17 protein-coding genes and 1 pseudogene are annotated in these 15393 nt (G+C 63.9%); 17 read left to right on the forward strand and 1 reads right to left on the reverse strand.

The window, feature by feature from the left end:
• The first annotated feature begins 50 nt into the window (after positions 1-50).
• The 12 genes and pseudogenes from Y900_RS28080 to Y900_RS33280 all read left to right on the forward strand — a co-directional run.
• A complete protein-coding gene (locus Y900_RS28080; RefSeq protein ID WP_036349075.1) occupies positions 51-1505 on the forward strand; it encodes an aromatic ring-hydroxylating dioxygenase subunit alpha in 1455 nt (484 codons plus the stop codon).
• A complete protein-coding gene (locus Y900_RS28085; protein WP_036348669.1) occupies positions 1502-2098 on the forward strand; it encodes a 3-phenylpropionate/cinnamic acid dioxygenase subunit beta in 597 nt (198 codons plus the stop codon). The genes Y900_RS28080 and Y900_RS28085 overlap by 4 nt, the downstream gene beginning before the upstream one ends.
• On the forward strand, positions 2095-2400 hold the full coding sequence (locus tag Y900_RS28090; RefSeq protein WP_036348671.1) for a hypothetical protein: 306 nt from the start codon (positions 2095-2097) through the stop codon (positions 2398-2400). The genes Y900_RS28085 and Y900_RS28090 overlap by 4 nt, the downstream gene beginning before the upstream one ends.
• Positions 2397-3203 carry a 3-(cis-5,6-dihydroxycyclohexa-1,3-dien-1-yl)propanoate dehydrogenase gene (gene hcaB / locus Y900_RS28095; RefSeq protein ID WP_036348673.1) on the forward strand — a complete coding sequence of 269 codons (807 nt, stop codon included), beginning with the start codon at positions 2397-2399 and terminating at the stop codon, positions 3201-3203. The genes Y900_RS28090 and hcaB overlap by 4 nt, the downstream gene beginning before the upstream one ends.
• 28 nt (positions 3204-3231) lie before the next feature.
• Complete coding sequence (locus Y900_RS28100; protein ID WP_036348676.1) at positions 3232-3432, forward strand: ferredoxin; 201 nt, start codon at positions 3232-3234, stop codon at positions 3430-3432.
• The gene (locus Y900_RS28105; RefSeq protein WP_036348679.1) at positions 3429-4670 is read left to right on the forward strand and encodes an NAD(P)/FAD-dependent oxidoreductase; all 1242 of its coding nucleotides are present in this window, start codon (positions 3429-3431) and stop codon (positions 4668-4670) included. Before Y900_RS28100 ends, Y900_RS28105 begins: the two co-directional genes overlap by 4 nt.
• A 159-nt stretch (positions 4671-4829) precedes the next feature.
• Positions 4830-5915, forward strand: a complete 1086-nt coding sequence (locus Y900_RS28110; protein ID WP_036348681.1) for a cupin domain-containing protein — start codon at positions 4830-4832, stop codon at positions 5913-5915.
• 24 nt (positions 5916-5939) lie between these two features.
• Positions 5940-6941, forward strand: coding sequence for a dihydrodipicolinate synthase family protein (locus Y900_RS28115; protein ID WP_036349078.1), 1002 nt, complete (start codon positions 5940-5942; stop codon positions 6939-6941).
• A 15-nt stretch (positions 6942-6956) separates the two neighbouring features.
• Positions 6957-7847 (forward strand): VOC family protein, encoded by an 891-nt coding sequence (locus tag Y900_RS28120; protein WP_036348685.1) that lies wholly within the window; start codon positions 6957-6959, stop codon positions 7845-7847.
• A 50-nt stretch (positions 7848-7897) separates the two neighbouring features.
• A complete protein-coding gene (locus Y900_RS28125; protein ID WP_036348688.1) occupies positions 7898-8284 on the forward strand; it encodes an SCP2 sterol-binding domain-containing protein in 387 nt (128 codons plus the stop codon).
• A 169-nt stretch (positions 8285-8453) separates the two neighbouring features.
• Positions 8454-9527 carry a dihydrodipicolinate synthase family protein gene (locus tag Y900_RS28130; protein ID WP_051660535.1) on the forward strand — a complete coding sequence of 358 codons (1074 nt, stop codon included), beginning with the start codon at positions 8454-8456 and terminating at the stop codon, positions 9525-9527.
• Positions 9528-9649: 122 nt separating this feature from the next.
• Positions 9650-9918, forward strand: a pseudogene (locus Y900_RS33280) (molybdopterin oxidoreductase); the annotation flags it as partial.
• A gap of 175 nt (positions 9919-10093) precedes the next feature.
• On the opposite strand, the gene Y900_RS28135 reads toward Y900_RS33280, so the two are convergent.
• Positions 10094-10843, reverse strand: coding sequence for an IclR family transcriptional regulator (locus tag Y900_RS28135; RefSeq protein WP_036349084.1), 750 nt, complete (start codon positions 10841-10843; stop codon positions 10094-10096).
• Between the two features lie 72 nt (positions 10844-10915).
• Between Y900_RS28135 and pcaH the strand changes: the two genes are divergently transcribed.
• From pcaH to Y900_RS28160, 5 genes are read left to right on the forward strand one after another with little or no spacing between them, the layout of a single operon-like run.
• Complete coding sequence (gene pcaH / locus Y900_RS28140; RefSeq protein ID WP_036348693.1) at positions 10916-11710, forward strand: protocatechuate 3,4-dioxygenase subunit beta; 795 nt, start codon at positions 10916-10918, stop codon at positions 11708-11710.
• Entirely contained in the window at positions 11707-12279 is a 573-nt protein-coding gene (gene pcaG / locus Y900_RS28145) for a protocatechuate 3,4-dioxygenase subunit alpha (RefSeq protein ID WP_036348696.1), read from the forward strand. Before pcaH ends, pcaG begins: the two co-directional genes overlap by 4 nt.
• Positions 12276-13481, forward strand: a complete 1206-nt coding sequence (locus Y900_RS28150; RefSeq protein WP_036348698.1) for a lyase family protein — start codon at positions 12276-12278, stop codon at positions 13479-13481. Before pcaG ends, Y900_RS28150 begins: the two co-directional genes overlap by 4 nt.
• A complete protein-coding gene (gene pcaDC, locus Y900_RS28155; RefSeq protein WP_036348702.1) occupies positions 13478-14656 on the forward strand; it encodes a bifunctional 3-oxoadipate enol-lactonase/4-carboxymuconolactone decarboxylase PcaDC in 1179 nt (392 codons plus the stop codon). Before Y900_RS28150 ends, pcaDC begins: the two co-directional genes overlap by 4 nt.
• On the forward strand, positions 14653-15351 hold the full coding sequence (locus Y900_RS28160) for a 3-oxoacid CoA-transferase subunit A (RefSeq protein ID WP_036348706.1): 699 nt from the start codon (positions 14653-14655) through the stop codon (positions 15349-15351). The genes pcaDC and Y900_RS28160 overlap by 4 nt, the downstream gene beginning before the upstream one ends.
• The last annotated feature ends 42 nt before the right edge of the window (positions 15352-15393 follow it).

Consider the following 15393-nt stretch of genomic DNA (forward strand, 5'->3'; position numbering starts at 1 on the left):
AGATCCCGGTCGGGGGATCGAGTTCAAAACGCTGAGCCATGGAGTTGAAAATGATTGATCACGGTGACGTGTTGGCGGCCGTACGCACTGGCATGGTTCCGGCGCACGTGTACAACGACAGGCAGATTTTCGCGCTTGAGAAGGAGCGCTTGTTCAGTCGGGCCTGGTTATTCGTGGCGCACGAGTCCGAGATTCCGCAGCCGGGGGACTACGTGGTCAGACAGGTGTTGCAGGATTCGTTTATCGTCGCTCGCGATTCTGCGGGCGAGGTTCGGGTGATGTTCAATATGTGCCTCCATCGCGGCATGCAGGTTTGTCGGGCGGAGATGGGCAACGCATCGAACTTCAGATGCCCATACCATGGGTGGTCCTACCGCAACGACGGCCGCATTATCGGACTGCCGTTTCATCAAGAGGCCTACGGAGGGGACGCCGGATTCAACAAGGAGGGGCAGACCCTGTTGCCGGCGCCGAATGCGGCCAGCTACAACGGGTTGATCTTCCTATCGATGGATCCTGACGCGGAACCACTCGACGAATATCTGGGCGATTTCAGGTTCTATCTCGATTTTTACACCAAGCAGAGTCCCAACGGTCTTGAGGTGCGGGGTCCACAACGTTGGCGAGTGAAAGCTAACTGGAAGATCGCAGCGGAAAATTTCGCCGGGGACATGTACCACACCCCCCAGACGCACACGTCGGTGGTGGAGATTGGCCTGTTCCGAGAGCCGAAAGCCAACAAGCGCAAAGACGGCGCTACGTACTGGGCGGGCAGAGGTGGGGGCACTACCTACAAGCTGCCCGAGGGGGATTTCGAGGAGCGGATGAGCTATGTCGGCTATCCGGCGGAGATGATCAGTCGTGCCAAAGCGACCTGGACTGAGCAACAGCAACAGCTCGTGGGCGCCGACGGGTTCATGATTTCGGCCGCGACATGTTTTCCGAACATCAGTTTCGTGCACAACTGGCCGAAGGTCGAGGACGGGGAGCACGTCTTACCGTTCATTTCGATTCGGGTGTGGCAGCCCATCAGCGAAAACGAGACTGAGGTGCTGTCCTGGTTTGCGGTGGATTCTGATGCCCCGGCAGCGTTCAAGGCCCAGTCGTATAAGGCGTATCTGATGTGCTTCGGCTCGACGGGAATGTTCGAACAAGACGATGTCGAGAACTGGGTGTCGCTGACCAACACCGCCGGGGGTTCGATGGCCCGCCGACTGCGGCTGAACAGCCGGATGGGGCTACTCGCAGACGACGCCCGCGTCGTCGACGCCCTGACCAGCGCTCAGTTTCACGGTCCCGGATACGCTCAGCTCGGTTACAACGAGAACAATCAACGTCAATTGTTGACCCTCTGGGCCGACTATCTTGAGATGCCGCCGCTGCGTGTGGACTCGGCGACGGTTATTAACGACAATCCGCGCGGGATTGAGCCAGTGGTGCAGACCAACGGCCGGGCCGTCGCGGGAGTCGACTCAGAGTCCGCTCCGACGTCGGTGGTGCTGTGAGCGGCCATGATCAGCGCACCGGTCAATTCACGGCGCGATCGGTACTCGGGGCACACGCGGCGTGCGCTCAACGCGTCGGGGAGGCCTTGGCGTTCGACGATCCTCGTCATCTAGAGGCGCATCGCTTCCTTGTCAACGAGGCGCATCTTCTCGATGCCCAAGACTACGACACATGGCTGGGTTTGCTCACCGAGGACATCCACTATCACATGCCGGTGCGGATCACCACCGCCGTGGGAACCGGATTCGATAGCTCACCAGGAATGGCGCATTTCGACGAGAACAAGTACTCCCTCGGCCGGCGGGTTGCTCGATTCGCCACCGAGCATGCCTGGACTGAAGATCCGCCGTCACGATTGCGCCACTTCATCACCAATGTTCGTACATTCCTTGCCGACGATACCGATCACCTCGTGGTCGACAGCGCTGAACTGCTGTTCCGCAGCCGCGGCGACGTCAACGAGTCCACGCTCATCTCTTGCGGTCGGGAGGATCTTCTACGTCGCGACGGCAAGGACCTCAAACTTGCTCGCCGCACGATCTGCGTCGATGAATCAGTGCTGCGAATGCAGAATCTGGCGGTATTCCTATGACCTCGAACCGACACGCTGGAGGCGCGCAGTCACCACCACCCCCGGCGTGCGGCGAACTGTCGGCGCTGCTGGCTGGGGCCACCGGAGATGCACTGAACATCGCCAATGAATTCGCCGAGGTCGTCGTGTGTCGAGTGACTACTCGCAACGGGGTGCGGTTGTTGATTCAGGCACCCAAATCGGGTGGCTGGGTGTCGCTGGATGCCTTGGAGATAGAGGCGTTGACCTGGCAGAATCCGTCCACCTTCGCGGCTATGGTGGGACACGCAGGCGCTCCGCTGATTCTGGGTGACGATGTATGACGGGCTGGCTGGTTGGCAAGCGCGCCTTGATCGTCGGAGCCGGTTCGGGTATCGGTCGGGCCACCGTCGACGCGTTCTTGAACGAGGCCGCCCAGGTGGCCGTTCTCGAGTACGACAGCGCCAAGTGCGCGGCGCTTCGCCAGCAGCTTCCCGACGTCCCGGTGATCGAGGGCGACGGGACCACCCGAGCCGCCAGTGACGAAGCCGTTGAGGTTGCCGTCGACGCGTTCGGTGGACTCGACACCTTGGTGAACTGCGTGGGGATCTTCGATTTCTACCGCGGTATTCAGGACATCCCAGCCGAGCGGATCGACCAAGCGTTCGACGAGATGTTCCGTCTCAACGTCCTGAGTCATATCCATTCCGTCAAGGCTGCATTGCCGGCGCTGATGGATCAGGGCGGTGCCTCGATCATCCTCACCGAGTCCACATCGTCGTTCTATCCAGGACGCGGCGGCCTGCTGTATGTGGCGTCGAAATTCGCGGTGCGCGGCCTAGTCACCGCACTGGCTCACGAACTCGCGCCGAGGATCCGTGTGAACGGCGTCGCCCCAGGGGGCACGTTGAACACCGACCTACGCGGACTCGACAGCCTCGGCTTAGGCGCCCGCCGTCTGGATGCTGCACCCAATCGGGCCCGCGAGTTGGCCGCCCGCACACCGCTCGGCGTGGCCCTATCAGGTCACGACCACGCCTGGAGTTACGTCTTCCTCGCTTCCGAACGCTCCCGCGGGCTCACCGGCGAAACGATCCATCCGGACGGCGGCTTCAGCCTCGGCACCCCCACCCCGAGCAGCGACTGAACCCTACGAACACAGAGAAGGAAAACAGATGGACGGAGTCATCAAGGCCAACCGCGACGTGTGCCAGGGATACGCGAATTGTGTCCTGGCCGCCGAGGACTACTTCGACATCGACGACCGAGGACTCGTGGTGGTACGCAAGACGGAGGTCCCTTCCGCGGAGAGGACCCGCGTCGAGGAGGCGGCGCGCAGCTGTCCCGTAGCCGCACTGGAGGTCGTCGACGAATGACGTCCCGCGTCGTCATCGTCGGCAGTTCGGTCGCCGGAGTCCGCACGGCGCAGGCTCTGCGCTCGCAAGGCTACGATGGCGAAGTCGTTCTCGTGGGTGAGGAAACAGCGCTGCCCTACGACAAGCCGCCCCTTTCCAAGGCGTTGCTCGCGGGTACAACGGACATCGCGGGCGTGACATTACTCACCGGGGACGCTGCCGCCGCGGACCGCATCGAACTCCACCTCGGCCACCGCGCGACCGCAGTTGACGTCGCAGCGTCGCAGGTGGAGTTCGCCGAGGATGAGCCCTTGCACTACGACCACCTGGTGGTGGCCACCGGCGCGAGTGCGCGACCGTCTCCCTGGGGGCAGCGACCGGGCATTCATGTACTCCGCACCCTGGAGGACTGTCTGCGGCTACGCGCCGACCTCGTCAGCGGTGGCCGCCTGGTGGTAGTCGGGGGCGGATTCATCGGGGCCGAGGTCGCGTCAACCGCACGAACGCTCGGGCAGCAGGTCGCGATCATCGATCCTGTGCAGGTACCGATGAGCCGGGTGCTCGATGAGGAGATCGGGGGGTGGTTTGTCGATCTACATCGACGCCACGGGGTGCGCACGCGGTTCGGCGTCGGTGTGGAGCGTATCGCAGGGGAGCGCGGCAACTTGGAGCTCAGCCTTACCGACGGCAGCATCGTAGAAGCCGACACAGTGGTGGTAGGCATCGGTGCCGTTCCAAATGACGGCTGGCTGATGTCGTCGGGACTGGTCGTCGATGACGGCCTTGTCTGTGACGAGTACTGTCGTGCCGTTACGTCAGAAAACGTCTACGCAGTTGGTGACGTGTCGCGTTGGTTTCATCGCGGCCGGGGCACGGCGACGCGCGTCGAACACTGGACAAATGCGGTCGACCAGGCCTCTTGCGTGGCGCACAATATCTTGCACCCCGATGATCTGCGCTGCTACGAGCCCGTTGGTTACGTCTGGAGTGACCAGCACGACTGGAAGATTCAACTCTGCGGCCAAACTAACCATTTGGGAGCGCCACTCATCATCGGAGATCGGTTGTCGGACAATCGATTCACAGCACTCTACTCCGACGGCGCCCAAGGGCTGAGCGGCGCGGCAGTCGTGAACTGGCCTCGAGCGCTGATCGAATGCAGGCGTGCACTGCAGGCTGGAAATGATCTCGGGAGCGTGCGGGGCAGACTCGAGCGGCTGACGAACCCGCCCGATAATGCCGCAACGCGGTCAACGTGAGCGGCCCGAAGTGGTTTGCGCCGCACAGGAATCGTTGCGCACAGCATTGAGAGTGTGAGAGTCGCCTCCCAACCGGGGTGTGCTATTGACGCAATTGGGTAAGTCCCGATACTCTCTAATTTACAGAGTATCGTTCTGGATAGCAGAGAAGGTGGCTTCATGTCGACCGCCGAGACTTCAAGGCTTCGCGAATTCGACGTCGAGCTGGAGGCGGCGAACCTCCGTGGGCAATGGATCTACGACGAGATGCTCGAAAGCGTCGTCGGCGGACCCAAGCCCGCGGGAGTGCCCTTTCTGTGGCGATGGCAGGACGTTCACGCGAAGCTTCAGAAATCGTGTGACGTGATGCCCGAAAGCTTCACGGCGCGACGTAATCTATCCTTCATCAACCCGGCTACCCGGGGGACCACGCATACCATGAACATGGGTATGCAGATGCTCAAGCCCGGCGAGATCGCCTATGCGCACCGCCACACCATGGCGGCGCTGCGGTTTGCTATTCAAGGCGGCCCCGGCCTGATTACGGTCGTCGACGGTGAGCCATGTCAAATGGACAACTATGACTTGGTGCTGACCCCTCGCTGGACGTGGCATGACCACGAGAACGCCACCGCGGAGAACGCGGTGTGGCTCGACGTGCTGGATATTGGGTTGGTGCTCGGGCTGAATGTGCCGTTCTACGAGCCCTATGGCGAGAAGCGGCAGCCTCAGCGCGAGCACCCCGGGGAGCATCTCGCCGACCGAGCCGGCCTGCTGCGCCCGGCGTGGGAGCAGGTCAAGACGGCGAATTTTCCGTTCCGCTACCCTTGGCGTGACGTCGAGCGGCAGCTCGAGCGGATGGCGGGCGTTGCGGGCAGCCCCTACGACGGCGTGGTTCTGCGGTACGCGAATCCCGTCACCGGCGGATCGACGATGCCAACGTTGGATTGCTGGGTCCAGTTGCTGCGGCCAGGCCAGCGGACCGACGCCCATCGCCACACGTCGAGTGCCGTGTATTTCGTCGTGCGCGGCGAAGGGACGGCCGTCGTCGACGAGGTGGAACTCGACTGGGGGCCGCACGACAGCTTCGTGGTGCCCAACTGGAGCACCCATCACTTCGTCAACCGGTCGGCGCACGATGCAGTGCTTTTTTCGGTCAACGATATCCCCACACTAAAAGCCCTGGATCTGTATTTCGAAGAGCCCGAACTGTCTTTGGGCGCGTACCCGTTTCCGCCGGTCCCCGCCAACCTCCGACACCGCTGACAAACCCTTAGAAAGGCTGTGCACGTGCCTGACACGAAGCTGACCGCCGACGACATCACCGGGGTCGTCGGGATCATTCCCACACCCTCCACCGCGACGGCCGACCGCCCCGACACCGTATTTTCTGTAGACCTCGACGAGGCCGCGGCGCTTGCCGACTCAATGGTCCGCGGCGGGGTCGATGTGCTCATGACGACAGGCACCTTTGGCGAATGTGCATCTCTGACGTGGGACGAGCTACAAAGCTTTGTCGCCACCGTGGTCGACACTGTCGCGGGGCGCATCCCAGTTTTCGCCGGAGCCACCACGCTCAACACCCGAGATACGATCGCCCGGGGTCGCCGGCTCGGCGAACTCGGCGCCGACGGTTTGTTCGTCGGGCGCCCGATGTGGCTTCCCCTCGATGACACTGGCATCGTGCGCTTCTATCGCGACGTGGCCGAGGCAGTGCCGCACCTGGCACTGGTGGTCTATGACAACCCGGGTGCCTTCAAGGGAAAAATCGGGACGGCTGCCTACCAAGCGCTCAGCCAGATACCCCAAGTCGTCGCTGCCAAGCACCTCGGTCTACTCAGTGGCTCTGCCTTCCTCTCCGACCTCCGCGCCGTGAGCGGTCGTGTGCGGCTTCTGCCTCTTGAGACCGACTGGTACTACTTTGCCCGGCTGTTTCCCGATCAGGTCACCGCCTGCTGGTCGGGCAATGTAGCCTGCGGCCCTGCGCCGGTGACGCACTTACGCGACTTAATCAGAGCCCAGCGCTGGGACGAATGCCAAGCACTCACCGACGAACTCGAGGCGGCTCTCGAGACCCTTTACCCGGGTGGAAACTTCGCTGAATTCCTCAAATACAGCATCCAGATCGACAACGCACAATTCCAGGCGGCGGGGTTTATGCGCACCGGGCCCACTCGACCGCCCTACACCGACGTGCCGGAGTCCTATCTGACTGGAGCGCGCGAAGCCGGCAAGAACTGGGCAGCGCTGCAACAACGCTATTCGTCTGCAGCGCCCGTGTCGATCAGCTGAATTGGAAGGACGCAGATGTTGGTGAGGGCGTTGGGTTATGTGGGTGTGGCGTCTCCTGATGCGAAGGAGTGGCTCGAGTTTGGTCCTGAGGTTCTCGGGATGGAGGCGGTCGAGGCGGCTGGTGGGTCGGTGCTGTTGCGGATCGACGACGCGGATCACCGGCTTGCGGTGCATCACGGCGAGCGTAATCGGATGCTGTATGCGGGGTGGGATGTAGGCAGCGAGGATGCGCTTGCCGCTGCCGGGGAGGTGCTGCAGAAGCAGGGTATTGGGTTCGAGGTGGGAACTGAGGAGGCTTGCGCGGCACGGGGGGTGTTGGGGTTGCTGGCTCTTGCTGACCCGTCGGGGTTGCGTCATGAGTTGTTCTACGGGCAGAAGGTGGTGCCGGGTTCGTTTCGGCCGGGCCGGCCGTTGTCGGGGTTCGTTACCGGGCCGCAGGGGCTGGGTCATGTGGTGCTGGCTACGCCGGACCTTGCGCAGGCCGACCGGTTCTTGCGGGGTGTGTTGGGGTTTAAGAAGAGCGATGAGATTTACACGTTCATCGATCTGTGGTTTTACCATTGCAACCCTCGCCATCACAGCATCGCGCTGACCCCGATGCCCGGCGTGCGGGGACTGCACCACCTGATGGTCGAGGTGGAAGATTTCGACGATGTGGGCATCGCCTACGACCTGTGCATGTCGCGCAACATCCCGCTCAGCATGACTCTCGGGCGCCACGTCAATGACCGGATGGTCTCGTTTTACGTGCGCACGCCCAGCGGGTTCGACATCGAGTACGGCTGGGATGGGGCCACCGTCGACGACGAAACCTGGACAGTCGCTCAGTACGACCGGCCCAGTGTCTGGGGCCATCAAATGGTCGCCCAAACCCCACCAGGGGCACTTGAGGCCGCGACAGCATGAACACCACGACGGATCTGACACCGGCAAACAACGATTGATATGGAGGGGACATGGCGATCCAGTTCATGACCGACGAATGGGCCACTGCGGTGACCGATGCGGCCAATGCTGACGAGAAGTTCCGCACCGCAGCGAAGGGACACGACGTAGTGCTCCGGGTATCCGTGTCAGGGAGCCCGGCGAGCCAGGATTACTACATGCAATTCGCTGATGGATCGCTCATCGTCGGCATCGGAGACCCGCCGCGGACGCCCGACGTGGAGGCTGAGCTCAGCTATGAGACGAACGTCGAACTTTCCCGGGGTGCGCTCAACGGCCAGACCGCGGCCATGACTGGGCAGATGAAAGCTGTCGGGAACATGATGAAGATGATGTCGATCGGAAAAGCCCAAGATCGGCTCGCAGAACTTGAGAGCGGCCTAGACATCGACTACTAGCCGTGATCACACCTCCGAGCGTTGGCTTCGCGCAGAGTTACCGGGAGCCCCCAACCGGCTGCGCATCCGCACCGGCGACCGACGCGCGCTCTACCCCGCGTCGACCGGCACGACCAACACTCCGCCGAATTCATCCCGAAGATCCTCAAGAACAGATTGGACACTGAGCATGACACGACGAGCCAATGAACTTGTTCCCAGCGACATGAAGGGGTTGTGGGCGTTCGTGCCGGCCTGTTCGACACCGGACGCGGCCGACGTCCACGCGGTGGACACGATCGATACCGATGCGCTGACATCTCTCGTCGACCGATTGGTGCGTGACGGGGTGGACGGCATCGTCACCACCGGCAGCGCCGGCGAGTCGCACACCCTGTCCGACGACGAATACCGCACACTCATCACCACGGTCGTGGAGACGGTGAACGCCCGAGTGCCAGTGTTCGTTGGTGCCAGCACGCTCAACACGCGCGACTCGATCCGACGCGCCCGCGTCATCGCCGACCTCGGGGCGGACGGCATCATGAGCGGACCACCGATGTACTTGCCGCAAACCACAGAGAACGCGGTCCAGTACTACAAAGACCTCGCCGAGGCTGTCCCCGAGCTCGCAATCATGATCTACCAGAACCCTCACGCGTTCCGCATCACACTGCCGCCCGGTGCATTCAGGGAGCTGGCCCAGGTTCGCAATATTATCGCGCTCAAACAGACCTCGATGGACATCTTCAACGTCATCGGCGCCATCAAAGCGGTCGAGGACAAAATGTCGGTCCTCGTTCTGGATCAGTTGATGTACCCGGCGATGATGTTCGGCGCTGCCGGTGCGTGGAGCATCGACGTATGCATGGGCCCTTGGCCGGCGCTCTCGCTGCGCGATGCGTGCCAGCGTGGCGACTGGACAGAGGCTGCCACCATCGCCGATCAGATGCAAGCCCCATTTCGGACGCTGGGCTTGACTATGGAGGAGTTCCAAGCCATGCAGTCGGCCTGGTGGAAGATCGCGATCGACACTGCGGGCTATGGGCGTGCTGGGGCGGCCCGGCCGCCCTTCGTTCACATACCGAAGACCATCATTGACTCCGCGCACCGCTACGGTGAACGCTGGGCAGGACTTGCGGAGCGCTACCACCGATCCCGGGAAGCCGCCGGGCTGCCGCCTGCTGAAGCGAACGGGGCCGGCGCTGCGCCATCCACGTCGGCAAACGAACCCGAGGCAGCGGCAGTCACGTCCGTCACCTGAGGCGCCGTCTCGGCTCTGACACCAACCCTCGGCTCACTCGCTCCGTAACGGCTGAACATAGCGAGACACCCGGAAATGACACAGAACTTGACGTCGGCGACTGGGGTGCATTCACCGCAAAGGTGAAAAAAGGCGCCATCCGGGTGTCATCCCGTTCAGCGGTGACACCAGTCCGACTCGCAGCTCCATAATCTGCCCGGTGCGTTGCGCCACCGCAGCCGCGTATCCCACCCCTCGGTGCGGGCGCGGTTGGGTACAGGACGGCCCGGGACCGAGTTCATCGCGGGGCGCGGAGGATTTTGTCGAGGTCCGCTGGGACGAGGTGATCGACCTGCTCGCAGCTGAACTACGGCGCGTCGTCGAATGCTTCGGCAACGAGGCAATTTACGGCAGAAATTGCCCCCGCGACATGCTCACGAACCGCCTCCACTTTCGAGGAGGTAGACGCGCCTTTGTTGCGCGACTGCGTGGCGTTCGTCCCTCACCCAGCCGTTGCCGCCTCGCCTCGACCGTTCGATCAAGACTGCCCTACAAAGCAAGGTCGACAGCGCCAGCGGCTCTGCGGCTTACAGCAGTCGGCCGATGCCGCGTGCTGCGACCTGCAAGGCGCCGAGTAGTCGCGGGCCACTGCGTTTCAAGTCCGGTATGACGGCGCCGATCGCGGCGACCACCGCGTCATCGGATTGCCTGACCACCGGTACCGCCAGCGAAGAGGCGCCCAGCGACATTTCCTCCATGGTAGTGGCCACCGCGTCGCGGCGAACACGGGCCAACTGCGCGGCCAAAACCGACGGCTGGACGACCGTGTGCGCCGTGACCCGCGTCAGCCCGGCAAAAACCCGTTCGCGTACTTCAGGCGGGGCGTGCGCCAGCAGTACCTTTCCAACACCGGTGCAGTGCATCGGCAGCCTGCTGCCGACGGTGCTGACGATCGGGACAGACGCGCGGCCCATCATTCGCTCCAGGTAGAGAACCTCGTCGCCATCGCGCACCGCAAGATGCACCGTGACCAGAGTCGCGGCGTACACGTCATGTAGAAACGGTTCCGCAACTTGGCGTAGTCCACCCTCCACGGGCGCTAGCAGTCCCGCGTTCCAGATCAGCCTGCCGACCACGTAGCGACCGTCAGCGCACCGTTGCAGCGCCGAGCCGGCCACCAACTTTGCGACCAGCCGGTGCGCCGTGGACACCGGCAGCCCGGCGCTCTTTGCAAGTTCGGACAGCGTCAGGCTGCGGTGCCGCTCGTCGAATGCGCCCAGAATGTCCAGCAAACGCGATGTGACGCAGGTTCCGGGCTGGGAGGGATGACCCGCCAATTTCTCACCTATTTCCACTGGATGGAAGTTTACGCTTCCACGTGACCGCGATGGGGGATTACCTTTGCCGTCATGGCAGCGGCGACCGACGGCAATCCCGATGACGCCGCGAGCCAGCAGACGATCAGCGCCGAGATCGGTGCGATCGAGTGCGCGTATCAGCGCTCAGGGGTCAAGGAGACGCAGCCGCGGCTGAACTATCCGCCCTACCGCAGCAGCCTGTTGCGTCATCCGACTAAGGACCTCCACCACGCTGACCCGGAAGGGGCTGAACTTTTCGCGCCCTGCTTCAGCGCCTCCGATGTGGATTCACTCGAAGCCGACCTCACTGTCCAGCACGACGGTGAACCCATCGGCGAACGACTGGTGGTGACCGGCCGGATTGTCGACGGCGAAGGGCGCCCGGTGCGGCGCCAACTCGTCGAGATCTGGCAGGCCAACGCGGGCGGGCGCTACATCCACAAGCGAGATCAGCATCGTTCCCCGATCGACCCCAACTTCACCGGCACCGGCCGCTGCCTCACTGATGATGACGGCAACTACCGCTTCACCACGATCAAGCCGGGTCCTTACCCGTGGAAGAACCACAGCAACGCATGGCGGCCTGCTCACATCCACTTCTCTCTGTTCGGCACAGAATTCACGCAACGAATGGTTACTCAGATGTACTTCCCGGGGGATCCCCTGCTGGCCCTCGACCCGATCTACCAGGCGATCACGGACCAAAGGGCGCGCGACCGACTGGTGGCCAGCTACGACCACGACGTCAGCACCCACGAATGGGCTACGGGGTATCGGTGGGACATCGTCCTGACTGGGGCAGCGCGCACCCCGATCGAGAGCCCTGACAGGGGAGCCTGCCAGTGACTGCTACGCTGCTGCCCGCCACTCCGGGCCAGACTGTCGGACCGTTCTTCGGTTACGCGTTGCCGTTCGCAAAGTGCAACGAGCTGGTGCCGCCCGGTTCGCCGAACGCTGTTCAATTGCACGGCCTCGTCGCCGACGCTAACGGCCGAGGAGTGCCTGACGCCCTGGTTGAGATCTGGCAGGCTGACGCCGACGGGACGATCTCGAACGCCGCCGGGTCCTTGCGCAGGGACGGCTGGACCTTTTCCGGGTGGGGCCGCGCCAGCACCGATGACAGTGGCCGATACAGCTTCTCCACCGTCATTCCCGGTGCCACCGAACCCCATGCAGCGCCGTTCATTCTGATCACTGTGTTCGCCAGGGGGCTGCTGAACCGGTTGTTCACGCGCGCCTACGTACCCGGCGAGCAACTGGCACGCGATACTTTGCTGAGCGGACTGCCTCCCGAGCGTCGTGACACGCTCGTCGCCACTCGCGACCAAACTGGCCTTCGCTTCGACATCCAATTGCAGGACTCGAAGGACAAGCCCGAGACGGTCTTCTTGCGTTACCCAGGCCACCAGCGATGACGAACCTGCTGTGGCCCGGCGACAATCTCGCTGGCGACCTGATGAGCGACGCGGCGTTCCTGGAGGCCATGCTTGCGGTGGAAGGCGCGTGGCTGGACGGTCTCATCGACGCAGGCATCGCACCCCGGGAGGCCAGAGCGCAGCTGGTGGACCTCCTCGCAGAGAACGACCTCGAGGCGATCGCCCGGTGCGCCGACGCCGATGGCAATCCTGTTTCCGGCCTGGTCTCGGTGTTGCGGGAACGCTCCGCTGAGCCGACCGCGCGCTGGCTGCATCGTGGGTTGACCAGTCAGGACGTCATCGACACTGCTTTGATGCTGTGCGCCAGGGACGTCCTAGGCGCGATCGGCGACGAGTTCGCCATTCAGGTAAGGGCGCTGTGCGGTCTCGCCGAAACTCACCGCAGCACAACCGCTCTGGCGAGAACACTGACCCAGGCCGCCCTCCCGAGTACGCTCGGCGCCAAGTTCGCCCACTGGTTGACCGGTGTGCTCGACGCCGTCGAGCCCCTGAGGGGGCTGCTCGCATCGCTACCGATTCAGGTTGGCGGTGCGGTGGGGAGCCTCGCTGCTGCCACCGAGTTGGCCGGTTCGGTGGACGGCGCCGTGGCCCTCAGCGATGGCCTCGCCGCGGCACTGCGACTGGCCCCCGCTCCGCCGTGGCATAGCACCCGCTCGGCGGTGACCAGGATCGGTGATGCGCTGGCGAGCTGCTGCGACGCCTGGGGCCACATCGCCACCGACGTCGCGACGGGCAGTCGGTCGGAGATCGGCGAGCTCGCGGAGGGACGCGGCGGCGGCTCGTCGAGCATGCCGCACAAGAACAATCCGATCCGCTCCGTGCTGATTCGCCGCGCCACATTCACCGCGGGGCCGTTGGCGGGCATACTTCATGCTGCGGCGGGCGCAAGCGTCGACGAGCGCTCCGACGGCGCCTGGCACGCCGAGTGGGCCACCCTGCAAACATTGGGCCGCCGCACCGTGGTGGCTGCCGTCCACACCTCGGAACTCGTCACGGGTCTGCTGGTGCACGCCGATCGCGCCGCCGCCAACCTGGCTGCCGCCCAAGGGCTCGCCTCCGAGCAGCGCGTGATGACCGAGTTGACCGGTCGCGCAGCACTTCGTGACTACACCGGAGCCACTGACAGGCTGATCGACGCCACGCTGGACCGGGCCCGCCGCCTTTTCGAGGACACACCATGAGCGTGCCGCGTCTGCAAGTCATCGACCTCGGCGGGCCCGACGGCGGGTCCCTGCTCCTGCTCGGCCCCTCTCTAGGCACGTCGACGGCCACCCTGTGGACAGGGGTGGCCCAACGGTTGAATGACCACCTGCGCGTCGTCGGGTGGGACCTGCCCGGCCACGGCCGCGGCGTTCAGGCCCAACCGTTCACCATCGCCGACTTGTCTGCCGCAGTGCTGTTGCTCGCCGACAGTCTGGGTGCCGACACATTCCACTACGCCGGTAATTCGGTGGGTGGTTGCGTGGGCCTGCAGCTGCTGCTGAACGCGCCGCAAAGGGTCGGTTCGGCGACCCTGCTGTGCACTGGCGCGGCGATCGGCACACCGGACGACTGGCTCGAACGTGCCGCCACCGTCCGCGCCGGAGGCATCGACACGATGCTGGCCGGCACGGCACAACGCTGGTTCGGGCCCGGTTTCATCGCCCGTCAACCGGGCGTCGGCGCGGCACTGCTGGACGCCCTGAGCCACACAGATCCCGAGTCCTATGCACTGGTCTGCGAAGCGTTGGCAGTGTTCGACGTCACCGACCGGCTGTCCGAGATCGCCATTCCGGTCCTGGCCGTTGCAGGCAGCGCCGACGGCGCCACGCCGCCGGAATCGTTGCGGTGCATCGCCTCCGGCGTACAGGACGGGGACCTCGTGGTGCTCGACGGCGTCGGGCACTTGGCCCCCGTCGAGGCTCCAGACCGGGTGGCGGGCCTCATCGCAGAGCTCGTCGGTGTACCGCAGCCCCCGAGTAGGACCGTCGAGGACGTGCACCGCGCTGGAATGGCAGTACGGCGCGAAGTGCTCGGCGACGCGTACGTCGACGGAGCTGTGGCCGGTACCACCGATCTGACCGCCGACTTCCAGCAGATGATCACCCAGTACGCCTGGGGCAGCATCTGGACTCGCCCCGGTCTCGACCTCCGCAGCCGCTCGATGATCACGCTGACGGCGTTGGTCGCCCGCGGCCACCACGAGGAACTTGCCATGCATCTGCGGGCGGCCCGCCGCAACGGTTTGATCAACGATGAGATTAAGGAGCTGCTGATGCAGACCGCCATCTACTGCGGGGTCCCCGATGCCAACTCCGCGTTCCGTATCGCCGCTGAGGTCCTGCCTGAGTTCAACGAGCACCAAGGTGAGCAATGAGTCGCACCGTTATCTGCGACCGTACCGAGGACGCCGTCGTTGGAATCGGCGACGGTGCAACGATTCTCGTCGGCGGTTTCGGCATGGCGGGCATGCCTACCACCCTTATCGACGCGTTGATCGAACAGGGCGCAGCCGAGCTCACCATCGTCAGCAACAACGCCGGCAACGGCGATACCGGACTGGCCGCGGTGCTGGCGGCGGGCCGGGTCGCCAAGGTCATCTGCTCCTTTCCACGACAGGCCGACTCGTATGTGTTCGACGAGCTCTACCGGGCAGGCAAGGTCGACCTCGAAGTGGTGCCGCAGGGCAACCTGGCCGAACGGATCAGGGCAGCGGGGGCCGGAATCGGCGCATTCTTCTGTCCGACCGGGGTCGGCACTCCGCTCGCCGACGGCAAGGAAATCCGCACCATCGAAGGCCGCGATTACGTATTGGAGTACCCGATCCGCGGCGACGTCGCACTCATAAAAGCACACGTCGCCGACCGGGCCGGAAACCTGTTGTACCGCAAAACCGCACGAAACTTCGGCCCGGTGATGGCGACCGCGGCATCTCTGACCATCGTCGAGGCTGCCCACGTCGTCGACACTGGACGGATCGACCCCGAGGCAGTCGTAACACCAGGCATCTTCGTCGACCGCATCCTCGACCTGTCCGCAACCGTCCACACGACCACGGAGTGCACTTCGTGACCGGGACCACACCCCACACATCGACGCATCTGCGCGTCGAGC

It is taken from the genome of Mycolicibacterium aromaticivorans JS19b1 = JCM 16368, from assembly GCF_000559085.1.
GTDB lineage: Bacteria > Actinomycetota > Actinomycetes > Mycobacteriales > Mycobacteriaceae > Mycobacterium > Mycobacterium aromaticivorans.